The 17,008-nt window shown below is 42.0% G+C and carries 20 protein-coding genes; all 20 read right to left on the bottom strand.

All coding sequences use genetic code 11. The features are described 5' to 3' along the window. Positions 1–35: 35 nt before the first annotated feature. Positions 36–464, bottom strand: coding sequence for a flagellar basal body-associated protein FliL (gene fliL, locus D0469_RS01930; RefSeq protein ID WP_199478306.1), 429 nt, complete (start codon positions 462–464; stop codon positions 36–38). 2 nt (positions 465–466) lie between these two features. Further along, on the bottom strand, positions 467–679 hold the full coding sequence (locus D0469_RS01925) for a flagellar FlbD family protein (protein ID WP_117324975.1): 213 nt from the start codon (positions 677–679) through the stop codon (positions 467–469). Between the two features lie 51 nt (positions 680–730). Continuing rightward, positions 731–1,519, bottom strand: coding sequence for a flagellar basal body rod protein FlgG (gene flgG, locus D0469_RS01920; protein ID WP_117324974.1), 789 nt, complete (start codon positions 1,517–1,519; stop codon positions 731–733). 72 nt (positions 1,520–1,591) lie between these two features. Beyond that, complete coding sequence (locus tag D0469_RS01915) at positions 1,592–1,978, bottom strand: TIGR02530 family flagellar biosynthesis protein (RefSeq protein WP_117324973.1); 387 nt, start codon at positions 1,976–1,978, stop codon at positions 1,592–1,594. 145 nt (positions 1,979–2,123) lie between these two features. Next, on the bottom strand, positions 2,124–2,603 hold the full coding sequence (gene flgD, locus D0469_RS01910; RefSeq protein WP_117324972.1) for a flagellar hook assembly protein FlgD: 480 nt from the start codon (positions 2,601–2,603) through the stop codon (positions 2,124–2,126). An 8-nt stretch (positions 2,604–2,611) separates the two neighbouring features. After that, positions 2,612–3,979: a flagellar hook-length control protein FliK gene (locus D0469_RS01905; protein WP_117324971.1), complete on the bottom strand. Its 1,368-nt coding sequence runs from the start codon at positions 3,977–3,979 to the stop codon at positions 2,612–2,614. Positions 3,980–4,016: 37 nt separating this feature from the next. Next, a complete protein-coding gene (locus D0469_RS01900) occupies positions 4,017–4,631 on the bottom strand; it encodes a MotE family protein (protein ID WP_117324970.1) in 615 nt (204 codons plus the stop codon). Positions 4,632–4,637: 6 nt separating this feature from the next. Then, positions 4,638–5,084, bottom strand: a complete 447-nt coding sequence (gene fliJ, locus D0469_RS01895; RefSeq protein ID WP_117324969.1) for a flagellar export protein FliJ — start codon at positions 5,082–5,084, stop codon at positions 4,638–4,640. A gap of 5 nt (positions 5,085–5,089) precedes the next feature. Beyond that, on the bottom strand, positions 5,090–6,409 hold the full coding sequence (gene fliI / locus D0469_RS01890) for a flagellar protein export ATPase FliI (protein ID WP_117324968.1): 1,320 nt from the start codon (positions 6,407–6,409) through the stop codon (positions 5,090–5,092). Continuing rightward, entirely contained in the window at positions 6,406–7,182 is a 777-nt protein-coding gene (gene fliH, locus D0469_RS01885) for a flagellar assembly protein FliH (RefSeq protein ID WP_117324967.1), read from the bottom strand. Before fliH ends, fliI begins: the two co-directional genes overlap by 4 nt. Next, positions 7,166–8,185, bottom strand: coding sequence for a flagellar motor switch protein FliG (gene fliG / locus D0469_RS01880; protein ID WP_117324966.1), 1,020 nt, complete (start codon positions 8,183–8,185; stop codon positions 7,166–7,168). Before fliG ends, fliH begins: the two co-directional genes overlap by 17 nt. A gap of 11 nt (positions 8,186–8,196) precedes the next feature. Next, positions 8,197–9,792 carry a flagellar basal-body MS-ring/collar protein FliF gene (gene fliF, locus D0469_RS01875; protein WP_117324965.1) on the bottom strand — a complete coding sequence of 532 codons (1,596 nt, stop codon included), beginning with the start codon at positions 9,790–9,792 and terminating at the stop codon, positions 8,197–8,199. Positions 9,793–9,903: 111 nt separating this feature from the next. Further along, entirely contained in the window at positions 9,904–10,215 is a 312-nt protein-coding gene (gene fliE / locus D0469_RS01870; protein ID WP_117324964.1) for a flagellar hook-basal body complex protein FliE, read from the bottom strand. 16 nt (positions 10,216–10,231) lie between these two features. Further along, complete coding sequence (flgC, locus tag D0469_RS01865) at positions 10,232–10,690, bottom strand: flagellar basal body rod protein FlgC (RefSeq protein WP_117324963.1); 459 nt, start codon at positions 10,688–10,690, stop codon at positions 10,232–10,234. 1 nt (position 10,691) lies between these two features. Further along, entirely contained in the window at positions 10,692–11,081 is a 390-nt protein-coding gene (flgB, locus tag D0469_RS01860; RefSeq protein WP_117324962.1) for a flagellar basal body rod protein FlgB, read from the bottom strand. Positions 11,082–11,490: 409 nt separating this feature from the next. Beyond that, positions 11,491–12,270 carry a GTP-sensing pleiotropic transcriptional regulator CodY gene (codY, locus tag D0469_RS01855; protein WP_117324961.1) on the bottom strand — a complete coding sequence of 260 codons (780 nt, stop codon included), beginning with the start codon at positions 12,268–12,270 and terminating at the stop codon, positions 11,491–11,493. 160 nt (positions 12,271–12,430) lie between these two features. Further along, positions 12,431–13,840, bottom strand: coding sequence for an HslU--HslV peptidase ATPase subunit (hslU, locus tag D0469_RS01850; protein WP_117324960.1), 1,410 nt, complete (start codon positions 13,838–13,840; stop codon positions 12,431–12,433). Positions 13,841–13,859: 19 nt separating this feature from the next. After that, the gene (hslV, locus tag D0469_RS01845; protein WP_117324959.1) at positions 13,860–14,402 is read right to left on the bottom strand and encodes an ATP-dependent protease subunit HslV; all 543 of its coding nucleotides are present in this window, start codon (positions 14,400–14,402) and stop codon (positions 13,860–13,862) included. 53 nt (positions 14,403–14,455) lie between these two features. Further along, on the bottom strand, positions 14,456–15,346 hold the full coding sequence (gene xerC / locus D0469_RS01840) for a tyrosine recombinase XerC (RefSeq protein ID WP_117324958.1): 891 nt from the start codon (positions 15,344–15,346) through the stop codon (positions 14,456–14,458). Between the two features lie 62 nt (positions 15,347–15,408). Continuing rightward, positions 15,409–16,716, bottom strand: coding sequence for an FADH(2)-oxidizing methylenetetrahydrofolate--tRNA-(uracil(54)-C(5))-methyltransferase TrmFO (gene trmFO / locus D0469_RS01835; RefSeq protein WP_117324957.1), 1,308 nt, complete (start codon positions 16,714–16,716; stop codon positions 15,409–15,411). Positions 16,717–17,008 lie beyond the last annotated feature (292 nt).

Raw genomic sequence — 17,008 nt, 5'->3', positions numbered from 1 at the left:
TCTCCTTCTTTCTAAGATTATAATTTCGTATTGTGTTATTGAAGGATAGATGAGGTTATATAAACCTTTTCGATTTTCCCTTCCTGCATCAAGGTATTTACACTTAACTTAAGGGATTCCTGCAGTTTTTCTTTTCCGGCCTTTCCTTTCAGTTCCTCGGATTTCATCTCAGACAGCTCAGTAATGATAATATTTTTAACCTGAAAGTTTCGATGCTCGAGTTCTGTTTTTGCCTTTTCACTGTCGGTTTGGATTGTAAAGGAAATCTTAATAAAATCTCCGCTTGCCAAATTGGTCGTTATTTCTGGTATTTCAACCGATGCCGCAACAACTTCTTCTGCCGTTGGCTCCTTTGGCTTGCTTTGTTCCCCGGTAAACTTCATTACCACTACCACCGCGATCACACCTACTAAGGTAATGGCGACCAAAAGGATGGCCATGATCATAACTAATTTGTTCTTCATTATTATTGTTCCTCCACATCATCACGAAGACCGAGAACATTGATCGTACGATAAAAATTTATTATAGCTTGATTGATTTCGTCCTCTGGCTCGCTTACAACTATTCTCCTGCCCGTGGTGAAAGTAATGGTAGTATCCGGATGTGATTCAACCGTCTCTATGTATAAAGCATTTACAGTGAAACTCTTTCCGTTTAACCTTGTCACTTTAATCAATGTTAGGAGAGCTGGCGGATTCTCGGCCGCCAGCCCCGTCCCTCCCTTAATCTATCGTTTTAAGTTTACTAGTTCCTGCAGGATTTCATCAGAAGTCGTGATAATCCTTGTATTCGATTGGAAGCCCCGCTGTGCGACGATCATTTCAGTGAATTCTTCGGAGAGGTCGACGTTGGACATTTCCAGGGCACCAGACACAATTGTACCATTACCGCCAACACCCGGAGTAATATTATCCTCATTTGGTGCACCTGAGTTTACCGTTTCCACGAAATTGTTCTGGCCCACTTTTTGAAGTCCATCCGGATTTGGGAATTTTGAAATTTGTATGAGGCCACCCTCTGCAGGATCGGCTCCAACTACTGCAATGCTTCCGTCAGCACCGATACTAAAGCTTTGTGATTCTAATGGAATATTTATATTTCCTTCTGTTCCCTGCAAATAATATCCATCACCATTTACTACATTTCCTTCATTATCTAAATAAAAATTCCCTGAGCGGGTGTAAATAGTATCGTCTCCCTTAGTAAGTACGAAAAAGCCATCACCAGAAATCCCTAAATCAAGTGGTCGTGATGTTGTCTGCAAGCTTCCTTGAGTGTGAATCGTATCAATCGTGTTTAGCTGAGAACCTAAGCTCACTTGCTTGGGATTCGTCCCTCCTATTCCATTAGCTGCTGCAGTAGCTCCGGAAATTTGCTGACTCACCATATCCTTAAATGTCACACGGCCTTTTTTAAATCCAAAAGTATTTACATTGGCAATGTTATTGCCGATTACATCTAATTTTGTCTGGAAGTTTTTCATTCCGCTGATTCCTGAATACATTGAACGAAGCATGGTTTCGCTCTCCTTTCATATTCGGCTGCTTCTGTCATTCCGCAGCCGTGGCCTCCCGATATAGGGTCCAGCCTAGTGATCTAGTAAGATCGTTCCGTTTATATTAGTGAAGATTTGAGATGAAGCTTCATCCCTGTCCATGGCAGTGATTACGGTGTTATTTTTGGCACTTACGATTAATGCTGCATCCTGCAGAAGGACCAGTGAATCTGTAACACCCATTTTCCTTGCTTCTCCTATCTTTTCCTCTACCCTTGCCCAGCGTTCGTTGTCGATCGTGATATTTCTTTGGTCAAGCCTCATTTGCGCATGCTTGCTGACAGTCAGTCCTGGAGTTTTTGTGTTGAATGCTGATTGCAAATGCTGAGTAAAATTCTGCTGAAATGAACGTCTGGATTTAATACTTTGGGAAGCAGTTTGAATAGGTACCTGGGAAATGGGCCTGAATGACTTTTCCATTTTCCCGCTCCTTAGTCACTTAAAGTTTTTTGCATTCTCTTAGATTCTTGTTAACACTTATAAACAAAAGTATTTTCTTTGCCAGATATGTTAATGCGTTCGGTACTGCTTTCTACAGAGAATGGAAAATATCATTGCTATCAACTCAGTTGCCTGCGGTTGCTGTCTCGGACTTAACTTTCTTGACCTCTGAAATATTCCCCGGTAAAAGTTCGTTTCCATCTTCCAACACAAAGGTAACATTGTTGTCCTTGAATTTAATGGACGAGACAACGCCTGTTCCTTCCTCTACAACAGGTTCTGCGCCATCCGTTTCTGTTACGCGATGCCACTTAACCTCTTTTCCAATAAATTCATTATAAGAAATGAGTTGGTTCTGCTGTTGCATTTGGACAAGGTTATCTATGCTTTTGCTCATATTTGTAATTTGCTCCAGTGTAGAGAAAGTCGCCATTTGAGCGATAAAATCTTTATCCTCGAGCGGTTTGCTTGGATCCTGATTTTGCAGCTGTGTCATCAGGATTTTCATAAAATCGTCTTTTCCTAAAATATCGGTCCCTGTTTTCCTCTTTTCCTTCTGATAGTTAGAAAGATAAAGAGAAGGATCAATAGAATTAGTGTTCATTATCTCACCTACACTTTCGTATTTAGCAATGCTTCCTCTAAGCTTTCAGTAAAACCATCTTCATTCTCAGTACTGGCGTCCTGTTGCTGTCGCTGCTGGTTGTTTCGCTGCTGTTGATGGTTATCCTGATCCCGCTGTAAGAACCTTTCCTGAGAAAATTGGTTCATTTGCTGGGAGATTTCGATTTTTTCAATCTGCAAATTTTGTCCGGAAAATGCATGCTTCAAGCCTTGCAGCTGAGAATCAAGCATTTCCTTGGCCCTTGCAGTGGTAGCCATTATCTTCGCGGTCAGCTGGTCGTCCTTTTGGATAAGCTCAATTCTGATGGACCCTAGATGTTCAGGGTTAAGCCGGATTAAAAGCTTTTGAATACCATTGCCGCTGCTGAAATTTGCTTTGCTCAGTAAATTCTGAAACTCTTTGATAAATTGCTGCTGATTTACCTGCTGGCCGCTCTTTTCTAATGTCAAAACCAGCTGTTCGACTTTTGTTGTTTGCATATGAAAGAAAGATGTTGTTCCCTCAGTATTTTTCAGCATGATTAATGGCTTTTCTGTATGTTCATTTTTTTGATTGCCATCTATGATCGTCTCGCCGAAATTCCTTTGAAATGCTTTCTGTACTGTGTCTAAACTGCTATTGCCCGGGCTTCCAGATAACAATCTAGTAAATGTACTTTCAAAGCTGTTTTTTGGACCGGTTTCCTTCAACAGAACAGAGAGTTTTTCTGTAGCGGTTTCTAACATTTCCTTCAGCTTAGCAGACAAAGTTGCATCACCGTTCGACAAATCCTTATACGGAGTCAAAAGCTCCTGTACTTTCGCTAATTTCAATATTCCAGCTGCATCCGTTAGATTCAATTTTTCACCTGTGCCTTCTAGACTTAAAGTTATCTTTTCCAGCAAAGATTGTACTGCAAAAAATAATGACTCAATCGTTAACTCAGCCCGATTCTCCTGGAAAATATCTTCCCCCTCAGTCGGCTGATTGCCTAAACCTGCTAAATTATTTACCGTATTTGTCAGTGTAGAATCATCTTTAATACCAAGAAGTGCCTGGATAAATGGATGGGAAGCAATATCTGCGCCAAGAAACATAACATCCTCCGCAAAAGTAAAACCGCCTTCCACCTGGGATAAATCGGAAATCTCAAGGAAATCCAGAAGATCTTGTAATACTTTAACTTCACTCGTAAGCTTTTGCTGATCAATGGATGTGAATCCCGTTGCGCTTGCTTCCTTATTACTGCTTAAAACCGATTGTAAGACTGAACCAAATATTTCCTTCTCTCCATTGCCAATTTCTGTATCAGACAGTTTTCCTGCTGCTGTACGTGCAGCAGATGAAACAGACCTTGATATAACTGTTGCGTTCATATAATTTCACCTCCTTTCAAGTCTTCTTTTTCTGCTTCTAGTCAGCTGAATTTCTATCCTGCTCAGATTGGACCGTAAGCTTTTGGGTTAGCCTGGCCGCGTCTGCCGGTTCCATCTGTTCAAGAATGGACGCCAAGGTATCTGAGCTGATGGTCGAAAGAATTTTTAGAGCATCTTCTTCCTTTAGTTCCGATATTATCGGAGCTGATTTTTTAGGTGCCATTGTTTCATATGTTTGGATGATGTCCTTGAAAGCCAGCTTATTTTCATCTTTGACAGCCGTAAGTTCTGCAATTTCTTTTTCAAGCTGCTGTTTTTCCAGTTCAGCTCTTTCAGCTTCCTTATCCCTGCTATCGATCAGCCCTTCAAGTTTCTCTATTTGAGCCTGACGGTCTTCCATTTCAGCCTTGAGATCGATTATTCTTTTTTCCAAATCTTCAGTTGACTTTGTGGCCTCTTCTTCTTTAAAAAGAGCGGAGGCAAAAGGAATTTTCTGGCCGTACTCTTTTCCGGCTTCAAAGACATTTATGCCCGCCACCGTGAGAACGATAAGCGTTATCGTAATGGTAAAAAAAAGCGGGATCACTACAATAAACAGAAACCATTGCAGCTTACTATATGGCTTCTCCTCATTTTCCAAAGTTTTATCCATTATCTATCACCTGTTTTCCCGCCCAAGAAATTGCTGGATTGAAATTTCGTCCATATTTCTGTTATCGTCTTCCCGAATACCGTCCAGGAATCTTTGAAAGTCCTTTTCTTTAATCTTTTCATACTTCTTAACTTCCATATTGTGTTCAAGCAATTTACTATGCAGGAACTCCATCTTTGACCTTGCTTCTATTACTGCTTTTTGATAATGGTCAATAATTCTATCCAAATTTTCCATGAACTGCTGATGGTGCCTGATTTCCTGAACAGATAATCCAGATACCAGCTTTTCCTTTTGAAATGCTTCAAGGTCTTCTTTTTTCTTTAAAAGCTTATACAGCTTTTCGGCCACTTCTTCAAAACTTTTCCTGGACTCATTATACTTTGTGAATGCATCGTTTTTTTCTTTTTCCTTAATTGTCAGGATCTTTTCAAATTTATATTGATATCGCATAAAGATCACTCACCTTTTTCCATAAGTTGTACCAGTTTTTCAATACTGTCGTCCTTAGAAGCTTTCTCATGGGTACCTTGCTTCAAAAAAGAAATGATCTGCGGATGCTTTTTAATCGCATTATCGATTTCCTTGGATGTGCCCCGTTTATACGCTCCAATATTAATGAGGTCCTCTGATTCAATATAGGTTGAAAGAGTAGCGCGCAGATTTTCTGCCGACTCTTTATGACGCACATCCACGATATTGTTCATGACCCTGCTGATGCTCTTTAACACATTGAGAGCAGGAAATTGCCCTTTATTTGCAAGCTGCCGATCGAGAATGAAATGGCCGTCCAAGATTCCGCGTACTGTATCTGCAATTGGTTCATTCATGTCATCCCCATCAACAAGCACGGTATAAAAAGCGGTAATCGTTCCAAACTGGTTAGTGCCTGTCCGCTCCAGCAAACGCGGAAGTGTTGCAAAAACGGAAGGTGTATAGCCCTTTGTAGTAGGAGGCTCTCCAACTGCCAGTCCGATTTCCCTTTGTGCCATTGCTACACGCGTGACAGAGTCCATCATAAGCATGACATTGAGCCCTTTATCCCTGAAATACTCTGCAATCGCCGTTGCCGTAAAAGCACCTTTTATTCTCATTAAAGCTGGCTGGTCAGATGTCGCTACAACAACGATGGACCTTGCCAACCCTTCCGGTCCCAAGTCCTTTTCAATAAACTCCCTGACTTCCCTTCCACGTTCTCCTATTAGTCCAATGACATTTAAGTCAGCGGTCGTATTTCTAGCCACCATGCCGAGCAGAGTGCTTTTTCCAACACCGCTGCCCGCGAAGATGCCAACACGCTGCCCTTTGCCTACAGTTAACAGGCTATCAATCATGCGGACCCCAACATCAATCGGATCATCAATCGGAGGTCTTTCCATCGGGTTAGGCGGATCCTGTTCTGTAGGTACGGAGGCAAGCCCTTTTGGGATTGGGCTTCCGTCAAGCGGGTAACCGAGAGAGTCTATTACCTTTCCTATTAATCCTGCGCCTACTTTAATATCCAGTGGTCTTGCAGATGCTTCAACCAGACATCCAGGAGAAATTTCACTAACAGCCGTATACGGCATAAGAATGACATATTCATCACGGAAACCAACTACCTCTGCCTGGATCAGCTTTTTATTCCCCTTAGTCCCTGCATGGATAAAACATACATTTCCAATCGAACTTTCCGGACCCTGTGATTCTATCATCAGCCCGACAACACGCTTCACCCTGCCATAGCGCTTAAACGAATCCATTTCGTCGATATAGGATAATAACTCAGATGCTTTCACTGGTCCTCTCCCTCCAAGAGCTCAATCAGCTTTTGTTTTACCTCAAGCAATTGGCTATCCACACTGGCATTTATCCGCCCATTAGAGGATTCTATATAACAGCTGTGTTCATCCATCTGTTCATCCGGATATATAAATAAATCGGTTTGCCTAGGGAAGATTCCTTCCAGTTCATCCTTCTGGGTAAGGAGAAAGCCGTAGTGAACAGGGTTGACATGAAGCTGGACCTCGTCATATTCACGAGCTTCTCTGATTGCCCGTTTAACTATGGAGTAAAATGCTTCCTCGGATTCGTCCAGTTTCAGACCGATGATTCGTTCTGCTACCTTCAAGCCCAGTTCAAGGATCGTTTTCTCTGAAGACTCTATTTTTATACGATAGTCATTTTTTGAAGATTGAACGATATCTTTTGCAAAAGCAATCGATTCTGCCATTTCTTTATAGCCTTGTTGCTGGCCGGCCTCATAGCCTCTTTGGAACCCCTCCTCACGGGCAGCCTGCATAAGCATGGGTTTTTCTTCCTGCTCCCATCTCTCCCGACTGAGATTAGCTTCCTGGATGATATCCCATGCTTGTTGGTTGGCCTTCTCGATGATACGCTCCGCTTCCATACTGGCTTCCTCCAGCAGCATGGAACTGGTAATTTCTTCAGGCATAGCTGCTTCCTCAATGTCCTCCTGTTGGAGACTAAATGTTCGGATCTTTATTGTCCTATCCTCTGAAACTTGTTGACTAGCATGGTTCGATTTTATGATTCTAGACAATGATGTCATCCCCTCCACCGCGGGCTACCACGATTTCACCTGACTCCTCTAAGCGACGGATAACGGCAACAATACGCGACTGGGCTTCTTCGACATCACGGAGCCTAACAGGCCCCATATATTCCATTTCTTCCTGGAAGGTATCGACCATTCTTTTGGACATATTCTTAAAGACGATTTCCTTAACTTCCTCGCTGGCAACTTTCAACGCAAGCTTCAGGTCCTCATTATCAGCATCCCGGATCACGCGCTGGATAGCCCTGCCATCCAGTGTAACGATATCCTCAAAGACGAACATCCTTTTCTTGATTTCCTCCGCCAGTTCAGGATCCTGGATTTCCAGCGCATCAAGAATCGTTCTTTCCGTTGAACGGTCAACCCCGTTCAATACGTCTACGACCGCTTCTATTCCGCCGGTTTGCGTATAATCCTGCGTCACAGTAGCCGATAGCTTTCTTTCCAAAATCTGTTCTACCTCGTTAATGATTTCCGGCGATGTACTGTCCATGATGGCAATCCTGCGCGCTATGTCAGCCTGGACTTCCTGGGAAAGCTCAGAAAGAATCTGTCCTGCCTGTGCCGGATCAAGATACGATAATATTAAAGCGATCGTCTGCGGATGTTCATTTTGGATAAAATTTAAAATCTGTGCCGGATCAGCTTTTCTGGCAAAATCAAACGGCCTTACCTGCAACGATGATGTAAGACGGTTGATGATGGCTGCAGCCTGGTCGGATCCGAGTGCTTTTTCCAGCACCTGCTTGGCGTATCCGATTCCGCCCTGGGTTATATAATCCTGCGCCAAGGCAATATTATGAAATTCTTCCAATACTTCTTCTTTTTCGCTGGAATCGACTTTCCTGACACCGGATATCTCCAGGGTTAGCCTTTCAATTTCTTCTTCTGACAGATGCTTGTAAACAGAAGCAGAAACATCAGGACCTAAAGAAATGAGTAGGATGGCTGCTTTTTGTTTTCCCGTAAGTTCGCCTTTTTTCTCTCTCTTTGACACCTTTTTTCCCCCTAGTCTTCTGCAATCCAGCTTCTTAATAGCTTGGCAAACTCCTCAGGCTTTTCTTTAGCAAGTTTTTCAAGCTGTTTTCTCTTTAAAGAGGCCTCTGATTCCTGCTCCTTGCTTATATCCTCTACTTCAAGATTCGTTTGCTCTTCGAGGACATACTCCTCTTCCTCTTCATCAGTCTTTCTTCGCGAGCGGATAAACAGAATCAGCAGGATAATGATGGCAAGCAGCAGGACGCCCCCGACAATGTATGCCCATAATGGCAAGAAAGGCTGCTGCTCTTCCGCAAATTCTACCTTACCGTTAAAAGGCTGCACGGAAACAGCAATCTTGCTTGCAACCGCCTCATCTGTCAATTGTTCGCCAGTCGTTTCTTTATCAATTGAAGTCCTGACGATCGTGCTTAAAACTCTGGTGATGTCATCTACTCGCTCCTGTGGAAGTGTGGCTGGGTCATCCGGAGTTGGCGGCTCTACCATCACTTGAATACCGAGATCTCTTATTTTATATGGACTTTCAACAACTTGTTTTTTAATTCTGTTTACTTCATTATTAATTGTTTCTTCTAATTTCTCGTAATCTCCGTTCCCATTCATTCCTTCCTGATACGTTCCGACTGGATCATCGGCCCCACCTGCAGCCGTAGGACCGCCCGCAGCAGCTCCGTTCCCAGTAAACGTTTCAGTGATTCTTTGAGCGGAAATTGCGATTCCTTCCATATTTTCTTCGTCAACCGGTGCTACCAGGTTTTCTTCCCTGTTTTCCTGTGTAAAGTCCATATCTGCAGTGACTGAAACAACCACCTTGTCCCGGCCCATCAGGGTACCCAGCATATTTTGGACCTGGCGCTGTATATCACGCTCAATTTCCTTTTTAATTTCATGCTGGGCCGCAAAGGCTGCACCCGGCTGTAAATTATTATCATTTTTTAGGTCAAAATACTCAAAAAACTGATTCATTATTACGATATTATCCGTAGGGAGGTTGGGAACACTTTTTGATACTAAGTGATAGAGTGCTTTTATCTGTGCTTCCTCGAATTGGTACCCCGGCTTCGTGTTTAACACGATGGAAGCAGAAGCCTCTTCAGAAGTCTGATTCACGAATACCCCTTTTTCAGGCAGCGTAATCATAACACTGGCGTCTTCAACACCTTCAATACCCTTTATCAAATCTGCCAGCTCCGTCTGCATTGCATCGAGCTTTAATACGTTAAATTCATTATCAGTCATCCCTATGCCAGCATTTTGGCCAAAGAAGGAGTAATCAATGCTTCCGGATTTCGGCAGGCCTTCTGCTGCAAGTTCAACCTTCAGACTGTCTACACTCTCTTCAGGAACAAGTATTGTTGTTCCGCCTTCTGCAATCTCTGATTGTATACCCCTGCCGTCCAAACTTTCTTTAATCGTACCTGTCTCAGACGGAGATAGGTTGCTGTATAAAGGAACCATAGTAGTCCTGGAAGCCAGAATCGACGCAACAGCAACCAGCAAAAGTACAATTACAGCGGAGCCGATCATCATCATTTTTTGGCTTCTGCTTCTCCCTGCCCAAAATCCCGTAATCTTATTTCTTAAAGCAATTATTTTTTCATTCATCATAATCCCCCGGATAATCTAGTAATACGGACCGGATGGAGACAGGTTTTCCCTTGTCTCCATCCAGTTTTTGATTTTATAAAAATAGTTGAGGTTACAATGATGAATGAATTATACATTCATTCTCATTATTTCTTGATATGCCTCCACAACTTTGTTGCGGACTTCCAATGTCGTCTGCAGTGTGACACTCGCTTTTTGAGAAGCAATCATTACCTGATGGAGATCGACATTTTCTCCCCTAGCCATCTTTGTTGTCATTTTATCTGATTCCGCCTGAGCCTGATTAACTTTTTCAATAGATTCCTGTAGAACGGACGCAAATTTCTGCTGAGCTTCGTATGGTGTATTAGACTGAGTATACGTACGTCCTATTTCTGTCCTGAAAAGGTTTTGGGGCGAAACTGATTGAATTGATGCCATTTTAATCCTCCCCTATTTATTTCCCTATTTCTAATGCCTTCATCATCATTCCCTTTGAAGCGTTAAATACTGTAACATTCGCCTCGTAAGATCGAGTGGCACTCATTAAATCGACCATCTCCCGAAGAGGATCAACATTGGGCATCTGAACATAGCCATTTTGATCAGCATCTGGGTGTTCCGGATCATAAACAAGCTTGTTCGGGGTTTCATCATCGATGATTCTTGTCACTTTAACCCCGCTGCCAACTGCTGAACCTTCAGTCCTGTTCATAGCTTTGTCGAGAAAACTAGAAAATTGACCTTGATTCGGCTGAAAGACAGCAATCTTGCGTTTATACGGCTGCCATTCCCCATTTACGTATGTAGCTCGAGTAGAATCAATGTTGGCCATATTGGAAGATATGACATCCATTCGAAGTCTCTGCGATGTTAAAGCAGAAGCAGTTGTATTCATACTGTGGAACATGCTCATTTTATCTTCCTCCTTTTACAACATTCTGAAGCGTTTGGAATTTGCCGCTAATCCTATCTACCAGTGCGTTATAGTAAATTTGATTTGATGCCAGATCGCTCATTTCCTTATCAACATCGACACTGTTTCCATTATGGTTGTATTGACCGTTTTTTGTGAAAACGCCTGGGGTGCCTAATGACTGTTTAAAGGAGAAATGCCTTGTATCTGTTTTGTAAGCCTGCATGCTTGCTTTTATTGCATCATCCAGTACACTATTAAAATTTACGCCTTTCGCTTTGTAATTTGGCGTATCTGCATTTGAGATATTATCTGAGATGACTTTTTGCTTCAAACTGGAGTAATTTAACGATTGCTCCAGGAGATTGAAGGAGCCGGAAAAAAGTTTCATATTGCTGCAGCTTCCCCTCTCTTACATTTTTTTCTTTATTTGTTCATTCTGCCTAATTCGACATAATCTTTGTAACTATTGTAAAGAATAACAATCACTCTGTCTACGAACGTTGTGTAATTTTTGTAATGTTATTAAAATAATTTTGTCATTTAATAAAGAAATTTGTAAAATAATGAAGATAACTAATTACTTTAGTCCTATGAAATGAAGGTCTTTTTAAGTAGAAATTGTCCCTGTTTCATAATAAATAATTCATATTCAAAGAAATGCGGTCAAAAGGCCTATTTTTTTGACTAAATTGTGAATAAATGGCATATAAGTGGAGTTTACCTATTGTCAATACTGAGGTTTTAGAGGTTTAAGGAAAATAAAAAGCACTCCCGATAAAAAAGGAATGCTTTTTGTTTTAATTACTTTTTAGTTTTTCCAGCTCATGAAGGAATTTATCATTTAACACTTTAATATATGTGCCTTTCATTCCCAGGGAGCGGGACTCAATTACACCGGCGCTTTCAAGCTTTCTAAGAGCATTGACGATAACGGAACGGGTAATTCCGACGCGGTCAGCAATTTTTGAAGCTACCAATAAGCCTTCATTTCCCTTTAGTTCTTCAAAAATATGCTCAATCGCCTCTAGTTCACTATATGAGAGGGAACTGATCGCCATTTGCACTACAGCCTTGCTTCTTGCTTCCTCTTCAATTTCTTCCGCTTTTTCACGCAAGATTTCCATTCCTACAACAGTTGCGCCGTACTCAGCTAGGATCAAGTCATCGTCATGAAACTTTTCTTCCAGCCTGGCAAGAATTAGAGTCCCCAAACGCTCACCGCCGCCGATGATCGGCACTACGGTAGTCAATCCGCTTGAAAATAACTCCTTATTTTCAACAGGAAATGCAGTATATTCGCTGTTCACATCCAAATTGGACGATGTTTCCTGGATATTAAACAATCCTTTTGTATACTCTTCAGGAAACTGGCGGTCTTCCAGCATCCTGATCATCCGATCGTTTTCAATCTGCTGGTTAATTGCAAAGCCTAAAAGCTTTCCGCGGCGGCTTACGACGAATACATTTGATTCGATAACCTCGCTCAAGCTTTCGGCCATTTCTTTAAAATTAACAGGTTTTCCGGCCGCATTTTGCAGCATCGAGTTAATCCTTCTTGTCTTTCCTAATAAATTCATTTCAAAACTTCCTCCTATAACAACCATTATTCTATTTTTTATTGCTTTGTTTAGTTCGTCTTGTATTTTATCCATTTGTAAAGAGGAGGGTGACTTCTTACATATAAAAAATACTACCCATACATGATGCATTCAAACTAAGCATAGCCGAGACCTTATTTTACAGGATAAACTGGCTTAAGTCTTTATTTCTTGAAATGGTGCCAAGTTTTCCTTCTACATATTGCGGAGTAATTGTAATTTTCTCCATTGTGATGTCCGGTGCCTCAAAGGACAAGTCTTCAAGCAGACGCTCCATGATGGTATGCAATCTGCGGGCACCGATATTATCAGTGTTTTGGTTTACTTCAAAGGCTACCTCAGCAATCTTACGAATAGCATCGTCAGAAAATTCAATTTCTATACCTTCTGTTTCCAATAATGCTACATATTGCTTCAATAAAGCATTATCCGGTTCATGCAGGATCCGCTCGAAGTCCTCCACTGTTAACTTATTCAATTCAACACGGATAGGAAATCTGCCCTGCAGCTCAGGTATGAGATCTGACGGCTTAGACATATGGAATGCGCCAGCTGCCATAAATAGGACGTGATCTGTTTTTACAGAGCCATATTTGGTAACGACAGTGGAACCCTCTACAACCGGCAGGATGTCGCGCTGGACACCTTCACGTGATACGTCAGCAGATGAGCCACCTGACCCCCGGCTTGCAATTTTATCAATCTCATCAATGAAAATGATTCCATGCTGTTCCGCCCGAAACACTGCTTCCTGTGTGACCTCATCCATATCAATCAGCTTACTTGCTTCCTCATTTGTCAACACTTTCCTAGCTTCACTTACCTTTAACTTTCGCTTCTTTTTCTTCTTTGGCATCAAGTTTCCAAGAACGTCCTGCATATTCATCCCCATTTGCTCCATACCCGACCCTTGAAGCATATCAAACATGGAAGGCTGCTGTTCTTCAACTTCCACAGTAATAATTTCATTTTCCAGTTCACCGCGGCTTAGTTTATCCTCCACGATTTTGCGTCTTTCATTAATGGTGATATCCTCATGGCTGGAAGATTCCTGCTCTTGCTGTGCCGCTGCTCCGCCGAACAAAGCTTCTAGCGGATTCTTGAAATTTGGCTGTTTCTTTGCAGATGGAACAAGCAATTCGACTAACCTGCGATTTGCATTTTCCTCTGCGCGTCCTTTAACGCTTTGTTTCTTCTCTTCCTTTACGAGTCTGACTGAAGTTTCAACCAGATCACGCACCATTGACTCTACGTCACGCCCAACATAGCCTACCTCAGTAAACTTAGTTGCTTCCACTTTTACAAAAGGGGCAGATACGAGCTTAGCCATCCGGCGAGCAATTTCAGTTTTACCGACACCGGTTGGCCCGATCATCAGAATATTTTTAGGGACAACCTCATCCCGTAATTTATCATTCAGAAGCGATCTGCGATATCGATTCCTTAATGCGATGGCGACCGACCTTTTTGCGTCGCGCTGTCCCACTATGTATTGGTCCAATTTTTCCACAATTTGCTTTGGTGTTAAATTAGCTTGACTGCCCTTCATTTATGTCACTCCTTTTGGATTACAGTTCTTCTACAATAATATTGGAATTTGTATAAACACAAACTTCAGCAGCGATTTGAAGGGAAGCTTCTGCAATTTCCCTTGCAGTTAAATGTTCTCCGGAGAAGCGTTTTAATGCCCTTCCTGCGGAAAGAGCATAATTCCCCCCAGAACCGATAGCCAGAATTCCATCATCCGGCTCAATGACTTCACCGGTTCCGGATACAAGCAGAATGCTTTTTTCATCCATTACTATTAGCATGGCTTCTAACTGCCGAAGCATCTTGTCGCTCCGCCACTGCTTTGCCAGCTCTACAGCAGCTCTTTGCAGATTCCCATTATATTCCTCAAGCTTTGCTTCAAACATTTCAAATAATGTAAAGGCGTCTGCTACGGAACCGGCAAAACCTGCCAGCACCTTTCCATTAAAAATTTTCCTGACCTTTCTTGCAGTGTGCTTCATTACAACTGCATTCCCAAACGTTACCTGGCCATCCCCCGACATTGCACACTTGCCTTTATGATGGACAGCAAAAATCGTGGTTGCATGAAAGTTACCCATTACTATTCTCCTTTCTGGAAAAGCGATTGCTGTATTTCAACCTTCTTAGATGGTTACGCCCTTGGATGGGTTGCCAAATAAACTTTTCGTAGCTGTTCTTTTGTAACATGGGTATATACCTGTGTTGATGATATGGCTGAATGTCCCAATAACTCTTGGACCGTCCTTAAATCAGCTCCATTGTTCAGTAAATGCGTTGCGAACGAATGCCTTAGCATATGAGGATGCAGCGTACTGCCCTCTACTGCTTTGTTCATCAAACTACTTAGGATATACCGTACTCCGCGTGGGGTTAGGGGGTCTCCCCTAAAGTTCACCATTAATGTGCTATGGGATTTTTTTGATCCTAAAAGCGCTCCCCTGCCATCCTTGAGAAAGGAAGAAATAGCTAATCTGGCATATTCTCCAATTGGTACATACCGATCCTTTTTCCCTTTTCCGTGAAGGAGCACTGTACCGAGCGTGAGATCCATATCATTTAATTGAATGTCACAGCATTCGCTCACCCTGGCACCTGTGGCATATAGAATTTCCAGAAGGGCGAGGTCTCTTTTTCCAATCGGATTTGTTGAATCAATCGATGAAAAAAGACGGCCCAGTTCTTCCTCATACAGAAAGCGGGGAAGAGAGTGCTCTTTTTTAGGGAGTGACACGAGAGAAAAAGGGTTATCTTTAACGATTTCTTCTCGCATAAGGAATTTAAAAAAACTGCGCAGGCAGGATGTTTTCCTTGCAATCGTCCGCTTAGATAAATTTCGCCCATGCAATACGGTCAAAAATAATCTGGCATCTTGAAATTCTAAAGATTTCAGGTCGTCAATTCCTTGTTCATTCATGAATAAGTAGAATTCATCTATATCTCGCTGATAGCGCTCAATGGTATAGTGTGAGTAATTTTTTTCAATTTGTAAATATTCAACAAAGGATTGTAACGACCTTTTCACAAATACTCACTCCTCGGAAAACTACTAAATCGTACCATAATTTATAGGCTCCCGCAAATATTTCACAAAGTTTTCACAAAGTTCTGAATTGTGCCCAGAGCTCGTTTGGCATGCATTTCATTCCGTTCTTTTTTGCCCCTTATTTTTTCTTCCAATTCAGGAAATAACCCGAAGTTTGCATTCATCGGCTGAAAATTCTTTGGATTTGCGGTTGTAATATACCTTGCCATACTTCCCATTGCTGTCTCAGCTGGAAAAACAATTGTTTCTTTGCCTTCTGTAAGACGGGCTGCGTTTATTCCGGCAATTAATCCTGATGCCGCAGATTCAACATAACCTTCCACTCCCGTCATTTGACCGGCAAAAAAGATCTGTTTTCTGCTGCGGAATTGGTATGTTGGTTCTAATACCTTCGGTGAATTAATGAAAGTATTGCGGTGCATTACTCCATAGCGGACAATCTCTGCATTTTCAAGACCTGGAATTAATTGCAGCACCTCTTTTTGCGGTCCCCATTTTAAATGAGTCTGAAAGCCAACAATATTATAAAGTGTACCTGCAGCATCATCCTGACGTAACTGGACAACAGCAAAAGGGCGTTTCCCTGTTTTTGGATCTTCTAGTCCAACAGGCTTAAGGGGACCAAACAGCATCGTCTTTTTTCCTCTTGCAGCCATTACTTCTATTGGCATACAGCCTTCAAAGAAAATTTCTTTCTCAAATTCCTTTAAAGGAACCGTCTCAGCTGCTATGAGGGCCTCATAAAACCTGTTAAACTCTTCTTCAGTCATAGGACAATTAAGATAGGCCGCTTCTCCCTTGTCATAACGCGATTTAAGATATACCTTATCCATGTCAATGCTGTCTTTCTCAATAATAGGAGCGGCAGCATCATAGAAATATAAGTATTCCTCCTCCATGATCTCCTGAAGCTTTTCGGATAATGCTTTGCTTGTCAAAGGACCTGTCGCAATGATTGTAATCCCCTCAGGAATTTCAGTCATTTCCTCATTAGTAACGGTTACATTGGGATGATTCTTTACCCTTTCAGTAACGCTGTCAGCAAATTCGTGTCTGTCAACAGCAAGCGCCCCTCCTGCAGGAACGGCACATTGGTCTGCAGCCGAAATGATAACCGAATCAAGCATCCTCATTTCTTCCTTTAGCACCCCTACAGCATTCGTTAACGTATTGGCCCGAAGTGAATTACTGCAGACAAGCTCGGCAAACTTATCAGTATGGTGTGCCGGCGTTTGCTTTACCGGGCGCATTTCATAAAGATTAACTTTTATATTTCGTTTTGCAAGCTGCCAAGCCGCTTCACTTCCTGCAAGTCCTGCTCCAATTACATTTACTGCTGCTTTTTCCATTGTACGACCTCCATGATGGCGATATGTTCATATATTTAACGTATTACTATTTTTTTTACTTTTAGTTTGTCCATTGCATTTTACATTACCAAACAGAAAGAATAAAGTTTTGTGTACTGCAACGATTTTCAAAGCGTACAAAGACAAGTATAACGCCGCTGCCAGTTTGTGAAAAAGTTCATTTTTCTAATTCATCCTCTTGGCATCAGTTAGTAATCCCAGCCCTTCATCCGTGAACGCCATATGCTTTGCTGCTGATTATAACACATGAAAAAACTCGGCAAAGGCCGAG

Source organism: Peribacillus saganii (assembly GCF_003429095.1).
GTDB classification, from domain to species: Bacteria; Bacillota; Bacilli; order Bacillales; family DSM-1321; genus Peribacillus; species Peribacillus saganii.
The sequence above is the reverse complement of the archived record's forward strand: the minus strand, read 5'-3'. Positions and strand labels throughout refer to the sequence as shown.